The organism is Cohnella sp. (genome assembly GCF_041640265.1).
Classification (GTDB): domain Bacteria; phylum Bacillota; class Bacilli; order Paenibacillales; family Paenibacillaceae; genus Cohnella.
The window spans coordinates 13,772-32,764 of sequence record NZ_JBEQAP010000060.1 but is presented as its reverse complement, the minus strand read 5'-3'; the positions used below and the strand labels follow the sequence as shown (position 1 = coordinate 32,764).

Here is an 18,993-nt window from a genome sequence, read left to right as displayed (position 1 = left end):
TGTATCCGCGGGAGTCGATATCGTACTGATGCCGAAAAATATAACCGAAGCACACGATGCTATCGTGCAAGCCGTTAAAGAAGGAAGGCTGAGCCAACAGCAGATAGACAGGTCCGTGAAGCGTGTTTTGCAGTTGAAGCATGCCTATGGGTTGTTTGACCCGTCTCCATCGCTGCAGGCGAAGCTTAAGCAGGCGGAAAATACCGTCGGTTCGGAACCGCACTTCGAGGTGGAGAGGAAGATCGCGGAGGAGTCCGTTACGCTATTAAAGGCCGAAAACGGCAAGCTTCCGCATCCGGCGACGACCGATCGCAGGATCGCCGTGGTCGCTTCGACCTCCGCACAAGCGCAGCTGATCGAGAGTCAATTGAAAGCACTTGGATTGCCAAAGCAGGCTGGCGTGAAGACGGTCGTTCAGGGGAAGGCAAGCCGGGACGAGATGGCGCAAGCGACCTCCGAAGCGGATTTTACGATTGTGGCCTCCTATTACTCCCGCGCTCTTCAGAGCAGCTACGATTGGGCGGGATATCAAGCGATCATGGATGATTTGAACAGACGCTCGAAACCGTATGTTCTCCTTTCCCTGGGTAACCCGTATGAGCTGCTGCACCTTCGCAACGTGAAAAACGCGATCGCCGTCTACGGTGACCAGGAGTCGAACGTCACGGCAGGTCTAAGAACGATCTTGGGCCAGATGGACGCCCGCGGCAAGCTGCCGGTTTCCCTGTAAATCGCTTATGCTCGGCAGTGTCCGCGAACCAAGGGAGAGACCGAAGGTCGGGCTTGCGCTTGGCGAGAATAAGGTTGAATGATTGGGCGGCTTCGGCCGTCTATTTGTTATTGCGCAGCTGCTCGAACCATTCGTCCAGCTTCTCGTCCTCATCTTTGCGGATAGGTGATCCATGAGGTTTATGGTACGATAGGAAAAAATAGCGATAACGGCAGGAGCGGATAGGAATGGCAGGCAACGGAAAGCTGCGCAGCGACGTGAAACCCGGGTTGGAAGTAGACATCGTGCTGAAGCAGGACCAGAGGACGGGCAAGCTGACTCGGGGGATCGTGAAGGATTTGCTGACGAACTCGCCTCAACACCCGCACGGAATCAAGGTTCGATTGCAGGACGGCCAAGTGGGCCGCGTTCAGAATATTGTCGGCGGAGGAACGGAGTAATGCAGATCCAGGTAGTCTGCGTCGGACGACTGAAAGAGAAGTATTGGACAGCGGCTATCGAGGAATATTCGAAAAGGCTGGGAGCTTATGCTCGCCTGGATATTCGCGAGCTGCCGGACGAGAAAACGCCGGACTCGATGAGCCCGGCGGAAGAAGAGCAGGTGCGCGTCCGCGAAGGCGAGCGCACCCTGGCGGCGATTCGCGACGGCGCTCATGTCGTCGCCCTCGCTATTGAGGGCGAGACGTGGACGAGCGAGCAGCTCGCCGCCTACCTGGACAAGCAGGCCGTCTATGGCGGCGGCTCCGTCACGTTCGTCATCGGTGGTTCGTTAGGTCTCTCGCCGGCCGTGCTGGCTCGCGCCGACAAGAAGCTGTCGTTCGGGCGGATGACGTATCCTCATCAGATGATGCGGGTGATGCTTCTGGAGCAGGTTTATCGGGGGTTTAAGATTATGAGGGGGGAACCGTATCATCGCTAAAGGTAAAATAGAAAGGGACTTCATCAAGTCCCCGAGGCTTTCAGTATGAGGTTCGTTGAGACTGGCGAGCACTTCCGGCTCAAGAGGTGCCACGCAATCTAGTGCTCGCGTTTCCACTAGGCGACTAAGGAGGAAGGCAGAATCCCTTTGCATGGACTCGATGGTAAAATCGAAGTGCAAGTTGATCTGGGTAATCTGCCGTCCGACCCGCCTTGGAGATTCCTTAGTGATGCGGATGCTTTCGACCATTAACCGCAATAATGCCTTTTGTTCATCCGCATCGATCTTCATGAGTGCGTCCTGAATCAGCGTCAACAGTTTTTGCAACGAATCGAAATCAACAGGCTTGTTGAATTGTTCATCAAGTTCAGCTTCAATAGATTCAAGCCTTTTCTGAAGTTGCTCCTGTCGGGAGTGCGTTTCCTTCAGATCGTCCTTGAATATTGCCGCCAAGTCAGGATCATTCAGAATATTGTCCTTGAGTTTCTGGAGCTTCCTGCTGTTGGTGTTCAATTCGGCAACAAGGGCTTTCTTTTCATCCATGATTGGGGCGTCTGCATTTGAACGCATGGCATTGATTCTGTCGACCAACTTCCTCAGAATGTCTGGACGCGATGCTACTTTTACAAGTTCATCAAACACCTGTTGTTCGGCTACGTCAGCCCGCATCATGTTAGAGCGGCAAACGGTCTTACCCTTGTTATGGAACTGACCGCAGATATAGTATCGATATGATTTGCCTCCAGCACCTTTGGAACGGGCAGGAACCATGCCATGACCGCAGACAGGACATCTGAGCAATCCGCTAAGAATGTATGGCTGATGGGAGCGGGACGGCTTGTAGGAACGCCGACCAAGCTTCTGATGGACACTCTCCCATAGTTCGGAGGCAATAAGCGATTCATGCGTTCCGTCAACAAGCAGAAAGTCGGGATTCTTTCCTTTCCTACGTTTCTCAGACCAGTCTTGAAGTTGATTGTATCTGATCTTTCCGATGTAGATGGGGTTGTTGAGGATCGTCTTGACCCCGCAGACGTTGAACGGCTTGTCCATTTTGGAACGATAACCTTCTTCATTCAGGCGGCGGGTAATGGCTTTGAAGCCGAGTCCCTGATTGGCGTAATCGAAGATTTTTCGGACGATGACGGCTTCGTACTCGTTGATGACAAGCTCTTTATCGATGTTGTCATACCCCAGCACCTTTCCTCCGTTAAATTTCCCTTCCTTGGCTCTTTGAGCCATTCCGGTTTTTACACGTTCAACAATGTTGTTTCGTTCAAGTTCAGCAATTGAACAAAGCATTTGAAAGACCATACGGCCATATGAAGTTGTAGTATCGAATTTCTCAGTTAAGCTAATCAATCCGATATTGTTTCGCTCTAATGTGTCGCTGATTTCTATTGATTCTCTTGCATTACGGCCTAAACGATCATATTTGTATACGATGACGGCATTGAACTTTTGTTGAGTGGCATCTCTCAGCAACCGTTTCATCTGCGGACGGCCTGCAATGCTTTTCCCGCTAACACCTTCATCCACATAGTCATCCACAATTTCAAGGCCGTTCTGCTCCGCATACTTCCTGATTTCCGAGATTTGGGCAGCGATGCTATACCCTTCTTTGGCTTGCTCTTCCGTACTTACACGGGCGTACAGAGCTGCTTTCAACTTGCTCATACTTCATCTTCTCCTTCGCTTTCGTAGTTGTTAATGAAGCTGGATTGATGCTCATTCCATGATGCACGCGGGAAAACAGGAAATGCATCTGGATACTTGCCCATGTCGTTGAACAGGGTAGTGGCTTTAACTGCCGGGTGCGGTTGATTAAACAATTCCTCGGATGTTTTGAGTGACTCCAGTTCTCCAATTATGCGTCCCAAGGAAGCGATGAATTGCTCCCGGTCGAGGGGGCGAGAGGACTGGAGATCATGAATAAACCGCATCATTCCGTCCGCGAAAGCCTGATAGACGATGGCACCGATATACGAAAGCGAGTTTTCTTCAGAAGAGGCAGGAGCGGGTTCGCTTGGTTCCCCGAAAGCTATCAACCGAAGTTCTCCTTGATAGAAATCATCCGTTAATGCGTCAAAGGGGATGCCTAAATCCTGCGTAATTTTGTAGATGAGTTGATAAGCGGGCTTTTTGGAATCCCCGCGTTCAATAGAGATGATTGTTTGATGACTGACACCGACGCGTTCACTCATTGCCGTCGTTGTAAAGGATTTGCTGGAGTGAAGCTTTCGAGTTTCCTTTCTGAAGAACTTTAATCGCTCTCCCAAATCACTCATCTTCAAATATTCAAACTCATCGCGAGTGAGAATCCGTCTTGGCATGGAAGATCATCCTTTCTGTACAAGCAGGTTTACAGTGATTATAAACTCTGCTATGATAGTTTGCAAATATATGATCATAAATTTATAAAAAACTTATATATAGGTAAAATGGAGGTTGCTATGGAGTTTATCCGTGATATTGGAATTGATCTGAACGAGGTAGAAGATGCGTTTGAGATCGTTCACGACATGCGAAGGAAAGAGCAAGACTTTATTGAACAGCTTGCTCTGGCCCTAAATCGCATGTTGGATTACCCGCCAGAAGAAGGCGAATCTCTAACAACTGATGTACTAGAATGACAATTGAGAGGGCTTAATCCCTTGTCCCACAAGGCTTCAACCCCTCTCGATATTTGAGGTGAAAACGCCATGTATTTGTACAATAAGCGAAGGGTAGCTGAGTTGTTAGATACAGTTCCGTTAATCAGAGACATTCGTACGGCCAAAAAGAATCAACACTTCGTTTGTCCGTACGATAAGCTAATTGTTTGTTCCGATAAACCGCCAGCACATGAGTTTGTTGAACTAATTCGGCCCGCGAGGTTCGAGACGGACGACGATGAGACATTCTACCAATACAAGCTTGTACATGATCTGTTTAGTGTACACTGGATGCATGTAAATCCAATGGCGGCTACAACATCTATCATGCTGAATCCTTGGAAACATAAGCTTATGCCCGATGAGGTGCTTGCTTTGATCGACTTCATCATCGGCAGTCACTTTGATGCACAGGTAGCTCATAACGATGACAAACTCGACTGGTTTCAGTTTCTGAACTCAAAGGATTTTGCTAGACGTCTCTATGTTGGTTATCAGAGGAAATCGCCGCGAGATTATGATGATCTCAGTCAAACCTATCTATACGGTAAGAGAAGAGGCCAGCAAGTTAAAAACTACAATAAGGCGGAAGAGCAAGGTCTTGATGGGGAGATATGGACTCGCCTTGAAAAACGTAGGAAACGGCGAGACAAGAATTCAAGACCGACACTGTCACAATTCTTGCTTGATGAACGGAACGATGCTCTGAAAAACGTAGTCATTGTTGACATTGATAAGTTCAGCGGCAGGGACAAGATCATGCGACGCATCAACAAATTCGGAACATTTCAAGAAGCCTACATGACATTGACCAAGGAAGAGAAGCGGAAGTTGAAACTGCACGAAGCATTCCGGCATCCCCTTGTTGATCTTGGTGCTTTGTTTAAAAAGGAACTCGACCAATGGCTGTCCATGTCGCCTCACTTGCATTTGATGAAGAGAATCTTCCCGGTACTCCAATCAAGTTGGAGCGGGAAAGACACGTTAACTTACAGAACGGTGCGTATTGATCCGATTAATTTGCATTTTACCAGAGCCCATTTAGAACCGTATGTCGGCAAAGAGATATACAGGCTGCGACAAAGCTATTTTACCGATGAATGAAGCTGGCAAGTTGCAGGTGGGGCCGCGAGCGAAGCGAGCGGCCCCGTCTTTCCATCAGTATTCACTTTGCACCCGAGTGTGTCAATGAGCCGCAGGAAGCCAGTCAAGGGCCGCAGGGGCGAAGCCTTTACCCTTGACTGAGCGGTTCCCTACGGCAGACACTCCTGCTTGCCCTTAGCGTCAGCTAAGGGACGCCGAACGGCGAGTGACGGGATGCAAGGGCGGTAGTCCTTGCGTTCCCCTCAGGGGCGGAGGGGTGGATTTGCTTGCATGATCGTTGGCGGGCCGCGAGCGATAGCGAGCGGCCTCCTTCCTCAGTCGAAGCCCTTCAAACAGTTCTACTAGCAACAGCATTTGTGGTAAAACGAATACCAGCTACATGAGCCCACGTTCTTTCATGCTGACGTAGGTGCCGTTACCCACTATGATGTGATCCAATACGGGCACACCCATGATGTCGCCTGCCTCCACCAATCTTTGTGTTAATTGAATGTCCTCTGTGGATGGAGTGGGGTCGCCGCTGGGATGATTGTGGCAGACGACAACGGATGTGGACGAGCGTTTTACAGCGGCACGAAATAGAACAACAGGATGGACGATAGCGGCATTCAAAGAGCCAATTGAGAGTGTTTCCGGTTGTCCGATTACATGATTTTTCGTGTTCAGAAACAGCGAGACAAAATGTTCTTGCTGTAAATACCTCAGCTCTGGTATTAACAGATCGGCGGCATCTTGCGGTTTGCGTATGATCTGCGGTTCAGTGCTGACAGGCTTGCTCAATCTGCGTGCCAACTGCAACGCGGCGATGATTTGTCGGGCCTTTACCTTGCCTATGCCTTTGATTGACAACAGCTCAAACTCTGAAGCGTTCATCAACTCCTGCAATGTAGGAAAACGGACGAAGATTTCATCTAATATATAGGAGCCGGGCTTCTCAGCGAGAGCATCACCCAGCAGTGATTTGATCGTTGACAACTCGTATGGATGGTTCATAGATACTTCCTCCTGTAAACGCAAATAGAAGAAGCCCGATTAGACTTCTCCAATTGCGTAATATGATGTTGTTCGATATGATGAAGATAAGATGTGTTTTTGTTGAGTCGCCTCATTTGCGGGCGGCTTCTTTTTTTGTTTCCTCGATCTGCATGTTAATTAGGACGAGCTTCACAAGGGCTTGGGCATACCTTCTCCCGTCCTCTGAATCAAAACTGGCCTCACTGTCCATCCTCTGCATGATGGCCTTCAAGCGGGCCTTCTGAGCCTTCAAATGACGAATTGTCTTCACACTCTTCACCTTCCTTCAAGGCAATAAAAATAGCCTGCTATCGCCTCATGACGATGCGGCCGCTTGTAGAGTTTTTATGGAGGAACCGAATGCTTCTACAATTGAATGCTAAAAAGTTGAACAAACTAAACCTCCATCCGCACTGCATATGGTTGAACAGCAAATTGAATAAGTGTTGTCACTTGCCCGTTATTCAGGGCAACAACTGCGTATCGACCTACATCCAATTGCACGCTGTAGATAAATCCCTTCTGCTCACAAAATCCTAAATATTCTTTGGAACTGTTGCTCTTGAAAGATTGATAATTCATAGTTTGATCTTCCTTTCTGAATGAATTCGGATTAAGCCTTGGCGATGCGGTCACGATGCCGTTTTAACTGTCGAGGGAACTCCCGTTCAAAATACGCGACCATCCAGCGAGCGGCTGTGTCATCATCCACTTGGTACATCCGGCGGCAATAGGTGTACAGCACCGTCCCGGCCATGCGTATGCCTCCGTTCATGACTAACTGCTTCAATAGCTCCTGCATCTCAGCAGGCAAACCTTTCTTGACTACCATTTGCATTCATCTCCCTTGTCCGGCGTCATCTCACAGCCAATATTTTTCTCTGTCATGCAACGGCAAACAGCCCGCCCAAAAACATGAGCAGGCTATGCCAAAACGTCAGAACAATCATGCTTGCAACAAAAAAAGGACTGCTCTCCACTGTATCAACAGTAGAAGCAGTCCTTATAAATAGGGGTAGGGCATGAAACGGCAGGCCACCCCTTTGTTAAAATGGGATGGTGGTACCGTCAGAAAATATATGTAATTTTCTCATATAGAGGCCCAATAATCTTATCGCTTTTTTCGATCAATCGTGTTCAGAAACTCCCGGGCCACTTTTATTACAAAGTCCACTTCATCAGCATTGCGTTCACTCAATAATGCATTCAAATCCTCGATCTTGGTTTGAATCTCATCACTGCCAATCTGTACAGATAATTCATCTATATCCTGAAACAGGTGAATGGGTTTAACACCCAATGCACTGATGATTTTACCTAAAGATTCCAATGATATATTGCGAGTGCCTCTTTCTACGTCGCTTATATAGCTGAAGCTAAGACCGGATCGCTCCGCTAGCCGCTCTTGTGTCATTCCTTTGAGCTTCCGTATCTTTCGGATTTGCTCACCTACCATTATTATAAACTCCGCCATGCCATCACCTCTACTTCAGATTAGTAGAGTGAAGACAAGACTTTTATCCTATTATAGTGACACAATATAACTTAACGTATAAGGGTAACTATAGTATAATAGGCCTGTCTGTATTCTTCCAAGATTCTACAATCTTCAACAAAGGAGGGCATCCACGGCAAAGCAGAGTACATATTGTTCTCAGAATACTCGAAGAATCTAAAAATGATAGTCAAAGGAGGAGAAGCCCCCATGTCGACGAGGAAACTCGTAACACTACTTATTACTGCATTATTAATGTTCAATTTGATTGGAACGGCATCAGCGGCACTGCCTGAATATGGGGAAGAATGGAAAGATACACCGAGCACTACGCCAACCGTGTCATTCACCGATCTGCCATCCACCCACTGGTCGTATAAGTATATTGCCGAAATGGTCAGTAGAAAAGTGATTGATGGTTATCCTGACAACAAGTTTCGTCCAAATAATACAATCAGCAGAGCTGAGTTCGCAAAAATCATGGTGACAGCATCGGGTATTCAAGCAAAGAAGGTTAATTACTCATCATTCTCAGATGTCCCGGTTACAAACTGGGCTTCGCCATTCGTTGAAGCGGTCAAAGACTACATGACAGGTTATCGTACGGCAAACGGGCAATATATATTCAATCCATCTGCACCGGCTCTGCGGGAAGATATTGCTGTCGCTCTTGTTAAACTAAAAGGGTACGATGTTAACCGTTTACCGGATCACAGTACAATCGAAGCAATGTTTAAGGATTACGCTGGTATTTCTGAATCAGCAAAAGACTATGTTGCCGTCGCAGTTGAAAATGGATTGGTATCCGGTTTCCCGGATGAAACATTCCGTCCGCAGGCTACGGTTACTCGTGCAGAAGCAACCGTCATGCTTTGGAGAGCATACCAGTATGGGAACGACAATAAAGGTGTAGGTGGTGGCGAGCCATCGACCACAACACCAACACAACCGCAACCAAGCCCAACAACGCCGAATCAGCCGCAACAGCCCAATACAAATGAGAAATTCACTGTAGATACACTTGTCGGCGGCAATGGTGAAGGTGACGTAGACGGCCCTGTGCGGATAGCCAAAATCAATCGGGTTGACAGCATGGCGGTGGATAACAGCAACAATATTTTCTTTCTCGATACGAAAACCAATAAAGTTCGCAAGTTCAACCATTCAAACGGCACGGTAGAAACCTTCAAAACGATCAATGCCGAATTTGACTGGAACCGCCAAGAGGGAACAAGCGTGACTCATTATGATCACACTGCATTTACACCAAACTTGCTTGCCTTCAATTCTGCTAACAACAAGCTGTACCTGTGGGGAACACGATGCGAAGTTGATGTGACGCCTGACAACAGATGCTTCGGCAATTATTTCAGCACGATTCATGATATTAGCTCTGACGTACAATTGGCAACATTCTCCTTTGCTCCACAGCTTCACTGGAGCAGGTTTATGACCTTTACAGATCAGAACTCAGTCATTTTCGGAGGGCATAATGTAACGCTTAGCTCAAGCATGATTCTGGAGGGTGAGCTCGGAAAAGAATCCGACGTAATCGCCAATTCCAAGGATGGAACAGGTGCGAATCTAAGTTGGTTCAATGAGGCGATTGTCGATGCCTTTGCAACACCAGACAGTCTGTACACCTTTCACACGGCCTATCAGGAATTGAGCAAAATCCAGCTATACCCTAGAAAAGTCGAGTCCATTATTTCTTTTGAAAACATGAAGTTCGATACAGTTACATCGCATAATGGCAAGTTCTATATATCCAGTGGTGCAACGATCTATGAACTGACGACAGATGGGAAACTGACCACATTCATAAACGGAAGCGACCTGATCTACAATGACGGAAATCCAATGAAGAAAATCATGCATATAGACTTTGACAGCAACGGCAATGTCATTGTTTACGATGATAACAACAAAGCGATTCGCAGAATCAATCTGTAAATAAGGATCATCGACTAGCGGGAGCCCAGTGCTCCCTTTCTTCTATGGAGAGGAGGAGCGGATTATGACGAACAGCTACTATTGCCATGCATGTCAAAGTGATCATAGTATCATGAGCACGATTGGCATACGACATCTGCATCGCAATCTTTCGGAAAAAGATATGGCCAACTTCATGAATGTTGCAACAACGATTCCAGCCTATGAAGTGGTCAGAAACGGCATACCGGGCGTTTATGAGGGCACCGATGCCTTTATACGCGAGGTCAACATTGCTCAGACCTTGCAGGATAAATTCCCGAATGTCGAAGCATTCAAGACGACAGCAGGATTCAAGGAATGGCTTGCTGAGCAATTACAGGGAAGCAACAACGCGGCGGCCAATGCACTTAGCAAACTTCAAGGAGATGCCGCTGGTGAAGTGGATTTTATCCACGAGATGCAAGGCAATATCCGCAGTCTGTTTACGAAGATCGATTTCCCACGCAATGCGGATGGTCGCATTATTAGCAATATGCCGGGAATTGATGCCGTTGAAATTAACCGGATAACAGGCGAAGTAATTAACGAGTTTCAGGTTAAGACGCTTCGTTCTGCTGACAGCATCAACAGCACGCTAAAGGATTTTCTAAGCAATGACCATTACAAGTCGACAACGGTGCTTGTCGGGCCACAGGAGCTTATAGATCGTGCTCACGAAATGGGTATCCCGAATCCAACGAAGGTGATGGGTACACTTCAGGACAATCAGAACTCTGCACAGGAGCTTAGCAATAAGGTTCTGAATGAAGAACTGGCTGTTAACATCACGGCAGGAGAGGTTGCTGAAAAAGTTGTCGGTGGAGCGGTGATTGGTGCGGTCATATCTGTAGGGGTATCCAGCCTACTATCTTATTTGCAATACAAAAACGGAAAAATCACATTCGATGAAATGAAAAGAAGAATTGCCAAAGACGGAGCAAAAGGAGCGATTACAGGCGGAACGTTAGCAGGTCTATCGTTATTCATTCCCGGTGGCGTCATCGGCTTCGGAATTGGTTTTGTAGTCGGTACATCGCTTCGCCGTCTGCTGGATGAAGCATATGGTGATGGCATGTTCGGAGAGATTTTGAGTACAACAAAAGCTGTTCATGCTAATGTTCAGTTGCTGGCGAACGGCACCGTTTATGTAGGTCAAATTACCGAGATGAATGGACGAGCACTGGCACGAGCTGTCTCTACTGTTGATGACATGAGTGCTGACCGTTTGCAGGCTGATGCGATCTACAACAAAGTGGAGCGGGTCAACAACAACGGTTTGCTGATTGATTATAGTCAGTCCGCTGAAGATATTTTATCTCGTTTAGACAATCTGCAAAATCGGATGAAAGGGGTCTGATAACGGATGGCGGTGAGTGGACAACAAATCGTGAAATGGCCGGATCAACGACAAGTAGCTGAAACCGTGAAGGAAAATCCAAAGCTGGTTGATCAGACACAGGTAAAGGAAATTGTGCAACAGTCGCTCAACCAGCTTTCGTCCATTGAGCATCGACTTGATCGACTGGAGAATCAAGGTGTTGTTGGTCGAGTGATTGGCTCGATTACAGGCTCCACGAACAGAGAGTTGATTACGCTAATGAGAGATTTAACGCAGGCTCAGCAGACAACCATCAAGCTTGTACTGACTTTAGCTGTGTATCACGCTCAGAACATTGCGGTTATGGACGAAATTCTTAATGAGCTTGATAAAGCGAAAGGTGTACATACACGAACAGCATCGCATATTGAGTTTCTATATGAACAGGTGCAGATGATTCGCGATACGCGGCGTACACGGAAGAAACCTGTGGCCGGAAGGTTGGGTATGTTAGTTGTTGCTCTGATGTTTATTATTGCATTAACTTACCTATTTTTAATGCAGTAATGAGGGGGCAAAGAGGAAACTAACGAATGGAGGATTCATATGAACTGCACTAATTGTGGATACGAAATGCAGGACAATGGGAATTTTTGCGGTCAATGCGGAACACATAAGGATGGACTTGGTTCTTATCCGTCTGGAAGGGTGAAGCAAAAACAAAGAACTGGATGGATTGTGACAACATTTATATTGTGTTTTGCTTTAATAATAATTTTAGGGATGACGGTGTATTCTCTCACTGGAAAAATTGGTGATACTAGTAGGACAATGGTATCTGGAAACGTGCCAGACATGGTCCCTTCTGAAGTATCGATAAAAAAACCTGAGATGGATCCGCTTAATGTTGCGGTTTCAAAAAACAATCAAGACGAAGTAGTTGAGTTGTTGGCTAATGATATTGAATATAATGTAAATAGTGCTCTATTGCTCGCGGCTAAAAATAAGAACAAAAATATGATAGAGTTGTTATTGAATCACTACAACCACAACTTTGGGATAAGTATTATTGATAACATGTGGAGAGGAAAATCAGCTTTGAACATTGCTGTTGAAAATGACGATATTGAAATGGCAAAGTTCCTTCTTGATTTAGGTGCCGATCCGAATTCGAGTACTGAATCAGCAATTTGGGAAGCAGTAGAAAATGGTTCAGACGAAATGGTTGAAATCTTACTTGATTATGGAGCCGATCCGAACAAACTCAGAGTGAATAATAAATATTTGTTAACAGTTGCTAAAGAGTTAGGATTCACAGAGAAATGCAATTTGCTGATAAGTGCAGGAGCTAAGGAAAGCAAGTAATGGCAAAGGCACTTCAAATTGTTGAAAACTTATGTTTGATCCGTGCTGAACTAATGGTTCGGCTTTTTTTATGGCCAACGTTACATTATCATGAAAATACCGATATATGAAATAGGGAGGATTTATTCCGACCGTAACAATCGAATGAACATTGAAATCAGAGCATCAATTGTTGAATTCTCTTACTTTTATTAAGGCACCGAGAGGAAAGTTGTTAGATTTTACATATTCACTCCCAATTGACGTTACAAAAAGCGTTAGTACTCAATATATTGATGAAAAGAAGAAACAATAACCTAACTTGAAGTAAAATTGAGGTACATGGAGATCAAATGTGGGCCCGGTTTAACTAATGGACAGAGCGTTCGTGAAATGATGAATGAAAGACAATGGCCGCAATCAGATCAGCTTTTAATATGACGCGGCCATCATCAACAATTTATGGTTTAGTTCTTAGTTTACCCTATCAATAGATACGGTGAACCGTACCATAAGTAGGGCGAAAAGGGGCTGCCTGGCACTTCCTTTTTTGCTGGTTCTCCCATTAAAGCGTTTTTTCAATAAGGCAAACGAATGAAATGCTTATTTTCGGAGCGAGGCATTATATCGGCGAGTGTATACAAACCATGTAATGCTTGCTGTTAATAATGCCGACGAAATCAAAGCTGTAAGAACACTATAAGTTTGCCAAATTAGTATCGTTGACCAATCTAATGCATAGCACATTATACACTGGACAATCGTAGCAATCAGCAAAATAGCTGTTACGATTATTCGCTTTTTTGTCATTGGCTGCCGCTCATTCGTTTTCCTTCTGCGTAATCCTAAGAGAAAGAACAGAACAGCCAATAGACAAAGAATAATTGTGGTAGACGACAAAATGATGTCCAAAAGCTGTGTGCCGCTTATTCCATATGACTGCGTCAGATTGCCGTCTAATATATCTTTAACTTTTAGTACCATGCTTCTATTGATATTTGCGCCGTTGGTCAGCAAGCAGATGGCTATTCGTTCATTTGGCAGTATGACCACTTCGGTTCCGAAATTGGGATTGCCCCCTGGGTGCTCTATAATCGTTTGGTTGGCGTTTACCAACCAGCCCGCCGCATAATACATTTCGTTGACAGCCGGAACAGACCTATCACCCTGATGTGATTTTTCGATAACCGTATGGAATATTTCGGGTATGTCCTGCACAATACCCATCTGTATGCCCATCCAACGCGACATATCTTTTGTACAAGAAATGATGTAGCCTGCGGGTTTATTCCCGGAATAATCCGGCGCGTTATATGGAGTTGTCATAAAAAAGGAAGAACGGTAGCCCTGTGCCAACTGTCCGGTGGCTTGAGCATCTTCTTTATAAACATACGTCTGGTGAAGGCCCAACGGCTGAAATACCTGTTCCCTCATAAAGTCTTCATAACTTTGTCCCGACACCATCTCAATAACCAGACCTAATACGTCATAATTAACAGTTCCGTAATGATACTGCTCACCAGGATAGAACGACAATTCAGAATCTACGAGCATTTCTACGGTTTTTTGCAACATATCCGGCGTGTTGCCTTGTGGAATGTTTTGACTGTGACTGCCATTTGTTATGCCGCTAGTATGGTGTAAAAAGTTATTGAGTGTCATACTTTGCATATCAACGTGTTTCTTCTGATACTTTAACGTAAACCAAGGCAAATATTTCTGGATAGAGTCTGACATTGACAGCAGTCCTTGTTCTTCCATCAGCAGAATACCCATGCCGGTAAAAGCTTTACTTACCGAAGCCAGCTCATATAGAGTATTTTCACTTGCCGGCAGTCCCTTTTCACGATCTGCGTACCCGGAAGAAAAGTAGAGCACTTCATTGTTCGCAAGTATTGAGATTGATATTCCCGGTACACCTGATATACGGCTTGCATCATCTAACAATGCTTGTATTGAATCAGAATGCGAATCTGATAATGCATAACTTGGTGTTGCGAATCCGGTGAACAGTATAAGTAATGCAATCATAAAGACAATAATTTTTTTCATAGTCTCTCCATTCCATGAAGCTTATTATTGCAAAATCTTATTGTATGTGAAAATCTTACGAAAATAAAATTTTGATTGCTACCGTAATTTTCTACCTACTACGAACTATTTTGCTAGGATCACAAAAAGCCCCTTCTGCTTCATTAGCGGAAGGGGCAGGTACTTATTATCCTGCGCCGATTTGGATTGATTAGTACGAGGGAGCTGGCCACAACAGCTCCTTTTCGCATTTTTCGCCGATAGCCCCGTTAAGCTGAAGCGTATCACAAATAGTGGTAAAGCAAAGAATTGAAGTAGAGATTAGCATTGAAGGTATCCTTGCAGTGTGAAAAAAGACAAGCTCTTCCCCTAAACCGGGAAGAGCTTGTCTTTTAAGCTTTATCCGGCAATAACGAGCTGACAATTAAAGACAACGTTTGCCTGTATACCGCATGCGCCGATTGTACATCTCCTAAGTGTCCTCCCATGTAAAGATGAATGACGCCATGGAGCGAAGCCCAGAATACGCGGATAACTAATTCAGTGTCATACTGGCCAGGGATGAGACCTTGCTTTTGCGCATTGTTGATCACCGTCAATAATTGCCGCATGGCTGTTACGGTACCATTTAGGCTTTCCTCGTCCGGTTTGAAATCCGCGAATGCGCCTCCGAACATCAGTTTATAATAACTGGAGTAACGCTGCCCGAATTGCCAAAAGGCTTCGCCTAAATTCTGCAAATGCTGCGCCGGATCAGCAGCTTGCGGCGTCCCCTCGAATTCGTTAGCGAGAAGCTTACAACCGTCCAGATACAGCTGCTGAGCCAAGCCCTCTTTATTGACAAACAAGTTATAAATGATTTTTGTCGAGCAACCCATTTTCTGCGATACTTTACGCACCGTAACGGCTTCCGGACCCTCTTCTTGCAAGAGCGTTGCCGCAGCGTCAACAACGAGCTTGCGGAGATTTTCAATATTTTGCAAGCGGGCTTCTTGGTAGGTTTTCAACACTCGTGAGTTCGCATTGGAGGAGATATCTTGATCGCTCATAATCATCACCTTCGGATATCAAGTTTTCGTCAGGAAACAAAGTTTCTGACGCTCTTGCAAGGAATTTTATACAGTTGTTAAGCAGTTGTCAATGAGACGGTAGATGTTCAAGGATATTCAAAGATCATATTGACTTTCTAGAAAAGCCGGGATACAATGTACTCTAACAGAAACGGTGTTTCCAAATGGTATGATGATTATCACATTCTTTGAGAATCGGGAATAATTACTTCTGTTCATTTGGTAACACTGTTTCTATATTATAACATAGTATCTAGAAGGGGAGTAGCGATATGACGATTCAAGGTAAATGGGCGCTCATCACGGGAGCTTCTTCCGGTATTGGAGAGCAATTCGCGAGACAACTGGCCAAACAAGGCAGCCATTTAGTACTCGTAGCCCGATCGAAGGGCAAGCTTGAGAGTCTGGCATCAGAGCTCAGAAAGATGTATAGCATCAAAGCCGAGGTTATCGCTATGGATCTTGCGAAAGAGGGCGCACCCAGCGAGTTATATCAGCAATGTCGACTATTGAATGTGGATATCGAGCTGCTAGTCAACAATGCAGGTTTTGCTACGCATGGTTTGTTTGAACAAGTGTCAGGCGAGCGTCAACATGAAGAAGTTATGCTCAATGTCGCCGCTGTTGTAGATATGACCCACTTGTTTTTGCCGGACATGTTGCGCGAAAGCTCAGGTACAGTTATCAATGTTGCTTCAACCGCCGGATTTCAACCACTTCCCTATATGGCCGTATATGGGGCAACGAAAGCTTTCGTCCTTTCGTTTACTCAAGCGTTATGGTTTGAAAACCGCAACCGCGGCGTCAAGTTCTTCGCACTTTGTCCTGGTTCGACGGACACCAGTTTCTTTAATGTCGTAGGAGCGGAAGAAGCTTCCGTCGGAAAGAAAGACACGCCAGAAAGAGTTGTAGAGGTTGCGCTTCGCGCGTTGAAGGATGGGAAAGTGTATGTCGTTCCGGGTATGCAGAATTATCTAGGGGCGCAGTTATCGCGTTTCATTACACGAAAGCAAGGTCTTCGGCTTGTTGGAAGCATGCTTCGTCCGCGTGAAGGATACAACAGCAATAATAAAAATCCAGGTAATCAATCTGATCTTGCAGGGAGGACAATACGATGAAAACTATACAACTGAAAAACGGCTTTGGCTTTGAGGAATTAACCATGGTGGAACTCGATATACCAACGCCAGGACCTAAAGAGGTGCTGATCCGCATGAGGGCAGCTTCTCTCAATTACCGTGATCTAGTGGTCCTCAGCGGATTAATGCCGATCGAAGTTAAATTCCCTTTCATTCCATTATCAGACGGAGCGGGAGAAATTATAGCTGTTGGCCAAGGAGTAACAAGGTTTCAGGTCGGACACCGAGTAGCGGGTAATTTTCAACAGCGGTTCATTGGCGGTAACCCAAGACCAGGGGTGTTAGAAGACAGTCTGGGGGGTCCGTTGAATGGAGTAGCGGCCGAGTATGTCGTTCTGCATGAAGATGGAGTCGTCCGTATTCCCGATCACCTTACTTATGAGGAGGCTTCCACCCTGCCGATCGCGGCATTAACCGCATGGAGCATGCTAATCGAATACGGTGGTTTGCAAGCAGGTGATACCGTGCTGCTGCAAGGAACAGGCGGTGTTTCCATCTTCGGGCTTCAGTTCTCGCTTATGGCCGGAGCACGAGTCATCATCACGTCGAGCAGCAACGACAAGCTGGAGCGAGCAAAAGCTCTTGGCGCATGGCAAACGATCAACTATTCGGAAGTTCCCGATTGGGATAAGGCAGCGTTAGAGTTGACTGGCGGCGTAGACCACGTTCTGGATGTTGGAGGAGCGGCAACGATGAGGAAATCCATAAATGCGCTTCGTACTGGAGGGACCGTGAGTATGGTCGGGTTCTTATCGGGCTTGACTATTCCGGAATACGATGTCTCCAGCATCTTGCACAAAGCCGCAACTGTTCGCGGCAGTCAAGTTGGCAACCGGGATCACTTTGAAAAGATGAATCGAGCGATTGCCCATCATGGTTTACATCCCGTCATCGACCGTGTATTCCCTCTGGATCGAATTGGAGAAGCATTCGCGCTCTTGGCTGAAGGAAAGCAATACTTCGGTAAAATCGTCGTTCAAATCTAAATCTCGCTAAAATGACAAAGGAGACACACTAATGCCTAATACACAAGTTCGCTCCGTTAAATCTACTGAAGGTGTGAATCGCCCTAAACGCTCACTGCGTGCTAGGATATGCAGATGGGGGCTATCGCTGCTCGCGGTGCTCGTTCTAGGAGTACTCGTTTTCTTGCTTTTGCCTTCACCGATCAAACCGGCAAAATGGTCTGCTCCGACGGCTCCCTCTTTTGAGGAAGCGGGTCCGTGGAAAGAGAACAACAAACTCAGCTCGGCTCAGCTTGTTACTGATGCCCCTCAATTCCCGGAATTCATTACATTCGATAAAGAAGGCCAGCTATATACAGGAGATTCAGACGGGAAAATTTACAAGGTTCCTTTCGATGCAGAGGGCAATCCGCAAAAGGCGCAATTGTTTGCAGACACCAAAGGAACGCCAAATGGGCTTATATTCGATGCCAAAGGCGATTTGATCGTTACTGATGTCAAGAGGGGACTGCTATCTATAAACCCATCTGGGAGCATAGAGGTATTAGCTGATCATGTGGACGGCAAGCCGATCTATCTGGCTAACGAGCTTGATATTGCCAAGGATGGCTCCATTTATTTTTCTGATACTTCGGATTATGGCAAAGTGACCTTCAAAGAAATTGCCGAGAACAAGCCGCATGGACGTTTGCTGAAGTACGATCCAAAGACCAAGCAAACGACCGTCCTGTTAGAAGGTCTTTATTTTGCAAACGGGGTTGCCTTGTCTGCGGATGAAGATTTTGTACTTGTTGCGGAATCGTATCATTATCAGATAACCAGATTCTGGCTCAAAGGACCGAAGAAGGGGACATCTGATATTTTCGCAGACAATCTCGCAGGCTTCCCAGACAACATTACGCGTGATGATCAAGGCCATTTCTGGGTCGGTATCTTCACGACTCGCCTTTCTTTTGTAGATCAGATGCATAGCAACCCTTGGTTAGCCAGTACCATGGCCAAGTTGCCGGAGTCGCTGCTTAGCGGTGCAAGCGCACCGGCGAAGCATGGGCTTGCTATGGAGCTCAGCCCGCAGGGAGAGCTTATCGGAAGCTGGCATGATCCGGAAGGTAAATTGTATGGCGTAACTACGGCTGCAAGCCATAACGGATATTTATATATAGGAACGGCACCTGGAGGCAGCAAGGGTGTTCATCGCGTGCTTTTAACAAAATAAGGTTGGAATCAGGGAGGGTG

The 18,993-nt window shown here is 46.2% G+C and carries 20 protein-coding genes and 1 pseudogene; 12 read left to right on the top strand and 9 right to left on the bottom strand.

Going from position 1 to position 18,993, the window contains the following annotated elements; all coding sequences use genetic code 11:
• The 3 genes from ACESLK_RS26500 to rlmH form a co-directional block, all read left to right on the top strand.
• Nucleotides 1-730: glycoside hydrolase family 3 C-terminal domain-containing protein (locus ACESLK_RS26500; protein ID WP_373232804.1), on the top strand; the 730-nt coding region annotated here is incomplete at its 5' end.
• Between the two features lie 227 nt (nucleotides 731-957).
• Nucleotides 958-1,170 (top strand): YwbE family protein, encoded by a 213-nt coding sequence (locus tag ACESLK_RS26495; RefSeq protein ID WP_094047087.1) that lies wholly within the window; start codon nucleotides 958-960, stop codon nucleotides 1,168-1,170.
• Nucleotides 1,170-1,649 (top strand): 23S rRNA (pseudouridine(1915)-N(3))-methyltransferase RlmH, encoded by a 480-nt coding sequence (gene rlmH / locus ACESLK_RS26490; protein WP_373232803.1) that lies wholly within the window; start codon nucleotides 1,170-1,172, stop codon nucleotides 1,647-1,649. Before ACESLK_RS26495 ends, rlmH begins: the two co-directional genes overlap by 1 nt.
• A 639-nt stretch (nucleotides 1,650-2,288) precedes the next feature.
• Here rlmH and ACESLK_RS26485 read toward each other — a convergent pair.
• Nucleotides 2,289-3,326 (bottom strand): annotated as a pseudogene (locus tag ACESLK_RS26485) (recombinase family protein); the annotation flags it as partial.
• Nucleotides 3,323-3,982, bottom strand: coding sequence for a helix-turn-helix transcriptional regulator (locus ACESLK_RS26480; protein ID WP_373232802.1), 660 nt, complete (start codon nucleotides 3,980-3,982; stop codon nucleotides 3,323-3,325). The pseudogene ACESLK_RS26485 and the gene ACESLK_RS26480, both read right to left, overlap by 4 nt.
• A 120-nt stretch (nucleotides 3,983-4,102) precedes the next feature.
• Between ACESLK_RS26480 and ACESLK_RS26475 the strand changes: the two genes are divergently transcribed.
• Complete coding sequence (locus tag ACESLK_RS26475; RefSeq protein ID WP_373232801.1) at nucleotides 4,103-4,282, top strand: hypothetical protein; 180 nt, start codon at nucleotides 4,103-4,105, stop codon at nucleotides 4,280-4,282.
• 69 nt (nucleotides 4,283-4,351) lie between these two features.
• Nucleotides 4,352-5,407: a hypothetical protein gene (locus ACESLK_RS26470; protein WP_373232800.1), complete on the top strand. Its 1,056-nt coding sequence runs from the start codon at nucleotides 4,352-4,354 to the stop codon at nucleotides 5,405-5,407.
• A gap of 375 nt (nucleotides 5,408-5,782) precedes the next feature.
• On the opposite strand, the gene radC is transcribed toward ACESLK_RS26470, so the two are convergent.
• From radC to ACESLK_RS26445, 5 genes are all read right to left on the bottom strand, one after another.
• Complete coding sequence (radC, locus tag ACESLK_RS26465; RefSeq protein WP_373232799.1) at nucleotides 5,783-6,400, bottom strand: RadC family protein; 618 nt, start codon at nucleotides 6,398-6,400, stop codon at nucleotides 5,783-5,785.
• Nucleotides 6,401-6,512: 112 nt separating this feature from the next.
• The gene (locus ACESLK_RS26460; RefSeq protein ID WP_373232798.1) at nucleotides 6,513-6,692 is read right to left on the bottom strand and encodes a hypothetical protein; all 180 of its coding nucleotides are present in this window, start codon (nucleotides 6,690-6,692) and stop codon (nucleotides 6,513-6,515) included.
• A gap of 125 nt (nucleotides 6,693-6,817) precedes the next feature.
• The gene (locus tag ACESLK_RS26455) at nucleotides 6,818-7,003 is read right to left on the bottom strand and encodes a hypothetical protein (protein ID WP_373232797.1); all 186 of its coding nucleotides are present in this window, start codon (nucleotides 7,001-7,003) and stop codon (nucleotides 6,818-6,820) included.
• A 31-nt stretch (nucleotides 7,004-7,034) separates the two neighbouring features.
• Nucleotides 7,035-7,259: a hypothetical protein gene (locus ACESLK_RS26450; RefSeq protein ID WP_373232796.1), complete on the bottom strand. Its 225-nt coding sequence runs from the start codon at nucleotides 7,257-7,259 to the stop codon at nucleotides 7,035-7,037.
• A 273-nt stretch (nucleotides 7,260-7,532) separates the two neighbouring features.
• Nucleotides 7,533-7,895, bottom strand: coding sequence for a helix-turn-helix domain-containing protein (locus ACESLK_RS26445; protein ID WP_373232795.1), 363 nt, complete (start codon nucleotides 7,893-7,895; stop codon nucleotides 7,533-7,535).
• Between the two features lie 231 nt (nucleotides 7,896-8,126).
• On the opposite strand from ACESLK_RS26445, the gene ACESLK_RS26440 reads away from it, so the two are divergent.
• From ACESLK_RS26440 to ACESLK_RS26425, 4 genes are all read left to right on the top strand, one after another.
• Nucleotides 8,127-9,869 carry an S-layer homology domain-containing protein gene (locus tag ACESLK_RS26440; RefSeq protein WP_373232794.1) on the top strand — a complete coding sequence of 581 codons (1,743 nt, stop codon included), beginning with the start codon at nucleotides 8,127-8,129 and terminating at the stop codon, nucleotides 9,867-9,869.
• 64 nt (nucleotides 9,870-9,933) lie between these two features.
• Nucleotides 9,934-11,247, top strand: a complete 1,314-nt coding sequence (locus ACESLK_RS26435) for a hypothetical protein (protein ID WP_373232793.1) — start codon at nucleotides 9,934-9,936, stop codon at nucleotides 11,245-11,247.
• Between the two features lie 6 nt (nucleotides 11,248-11,253).
• A complete protein-coding gene (locus ACESLK_RS26430; protein WP_373232792.1) occupies nucleotides 11,254-11,775 on the top strand; it encodes a hypothetical protein in 522 nt (173 codons plus the stop codon).
• A gap of 39 nt (nucleotides 11,776-11,814) precedes the next feature.
• On the top strand, nucleotides 11,815-12,573 hold the full coding sequence (locus ACESLK_RS26425; protein WP_373232791.1) for an ankyrin repeat domain-containing protein: 759 nt from the start codon (nucleotides 11,815-11,817) through the stop codon (nucleotides 12,571-12,573).
• A 582-nt stretch (nucleotides 12,574-13,155) separates the two neighbouring features.
• On the opposite strand, the gene ACESLK_RS26420 is transcribed toward ACESLK_RS26425, so the two are convergent.
• A complete protein-coding gene (locus tag ACESLK_RS26420) occupies nucleotides 13,156-14,604 on the bottom strand; it encodes a serine hydrolase domain-containing protein (RefSeq protein ID WP_373232790.1) in 1,449 nt (482 codons plus the stop codon).
• 371 nt (nucleotides 14,605-14,975) lie between these two features.
• Entirely contained in the window at nucleotides 14,976-15,632 is a 657-nt protein-coding gene (locus ACESLK_RS26415; protein ID WP_373232789.1) for a TetR/AcrR family transcriptional regulator, read from the bottom strand.
• A 293-nt stretch (nucleotides 15,633-15,925) separates the two neighbouring features.
• Here ACESLK_RS26415 and ACESLK_RS26410 point away from each other — a divergent pair, with 293 nt between their 5' ends.
• From ACESLK_RS26410 to ACESLK_RS26400, 3 genes are read left to right on the top strand one after another with little or no spacing between them, the layout of a single operon-like run.
• Nucleotides 15,926-16,771, top strand: coding sequence for an SDR family NAD(P)-dependent oxidoreductase (locus ACESLK_RS26410; protein ID WP_373232788.1), 846 nt, complete (start codon nucleotides 15,926-15,928; stop codon nucleotides 16,769-16,771).
• Complete coding sequence (locus ACESLK_RS26405; protein ID WP_373232787.1) at nucleotides 16,768-17,778, top strand: zinc-dependent alcohol dehydrogenase family protein; 1,011 nt, start codon at nucleotides 16,768-16,770, stop codon at nucleotides 17,776-17,778. The genes ACESLK_RS26410 and ACESLK_RS26405 overlap by 4 nt, the downstream gene beginning before the upstream one ends.
• A gap of 31 nt (nucleotides 17,779-17,809) precedes the next feature.
• Entirely contained in the window at nucleotides 17,810-18,973 is a 1,164-nt protein-coding gene (locus ACESLK_RS26400) for an SMP-30/gluconolactonase/LRE family protein (RefSeq protein WP_373232786.1), read from the top strand.
• The last annotated feature ends 20 nt before the right edge of the window (nucleotides 18,974-18,993 follow it).

Bases quoted from the DNA above. Each gene is read 5' to 3' on its own strand.
- ACESLK_RS26435 (WP_373232793.1), top strand. From the start codon at position 9,934: ATGACGAACAGCTACTATTGCCATGCATGTCAAAGTGATCATAGTATC.
- ACESLK_RS26400 (WP_373232786.1), top strand. From the start codon at position 17,810: ATGCCTAATACACAAGTTCGCTCCGTTAAATCTACTGAAGGTGTGAAT.
- rlmH (WP_373232803.1), top strand. From the start codon at position 1,170: ATGCAGATCCAGGTAGTCTGCGTCGGACGACTGAAAGAGAAGTATTGG.
- ACESLK_RS26425 (WP_373232791.1), top strand. From the start codon at position 11,815: ATGAACTGCACTAATTGTGGATACGAAATGCAGGACAATGGGAATTTT.
- ACESLK_RS26415 (WP_373232789.1), bottom strand. From the start codon at position 15,632: ATGAGCGATCAAGATATCTCCTCCAATGCGAACTCACGAGTGTTGAAA.
- ACESLK_RS26410 (WP_373232788.1), top strand. From the start codon at position 15,926: ATGACGATTCAAGGTAAATGGGCGCTCATCACGGGAGCTTCTTCCGGT.
- ACESLK_RS26495 (WP_094047087.1), top strand. From the start codon at position 958: ATGGCAGGCAACGGAAAGCTGCGCAGCGACGTGAAACCCGGGTTGGAA.
- ACESLK_RS26450 (WP_373232796.1), bottom strand. From the start codon at position 7,259: ATGCAAATGGTAGTCAAGAAAGGTTTGCCTGCTGAGATGCAGGAGCTA.
- ACESLK_RS26480 (WP_373232802.1), bottom strand. From the start codon at position 3,982: ATGCCAAGACGGATTCTCACTCGCGATGAGTTTGAATATTTGAAGATG.
- ACESLK_RS26420 (WP_373232790.1), bottom strand. From the start codon at position 14,604: ATGAAAAAAATTATTGTCTTTATGATTGCATTACTTATACTGTTCACC.
- ACESLK_RS26445 (WP_373232795.1), bottom strand. From the start codon at position 7,895: ATGGCGGAGTTTATAATAATGGTAGGTGAGCAAATCCGAAAGATACGG.
- ACESLK_RS26475 (WP_373232801.1), top strand. From the start codon at position 4,103: ATGGAGTTTATCCGTGATATTGGAATTGATCTGAACGAGGTAGAAGAT.
- radC (WP_373232799.1), bottom strand. From the start codon at position 6,400: ATGAACCATCCATACGAGTTGTCAACGATCAAATCACTGCTGGGTGAT.
- ACESLK_RS26430 (WP_373232792.1), top strand. From the start codon at position 11,254: ATGGCGGTGAGTGGACAACAAATCGTGAAATGGCCGGATCAACGACAA.
- ACESLK_RS26440 (WP_373232794.1), top strand. From the start codon at position 8,127: ATGTCGACGAGGAAACTCGTAACACTACTTATTACTGCATTATTAATG.
- ACESLK_RS26470 (WP_373232800.1), top strand. From the start codon at position 4,352: ATGTATTTGTACAATAAGCGAAGGGTAGCTGAGTTGTTAGATACAGTT.
- ACESLK_RS26405 (WP_373232787.1), top strand. From the start codon at position 16,768: ATGAAAACTATACAACTGAAAAACGGCTTTGGCTTTGAGGAATTAACC.
- ACESLK_RS26455 (WP_373232797.1), bottom strand. From the start codon at position 7,003: ATGAATTATCAATCTTTCAAGAGCAACAGTTCCAAAGAATATTTAGGA.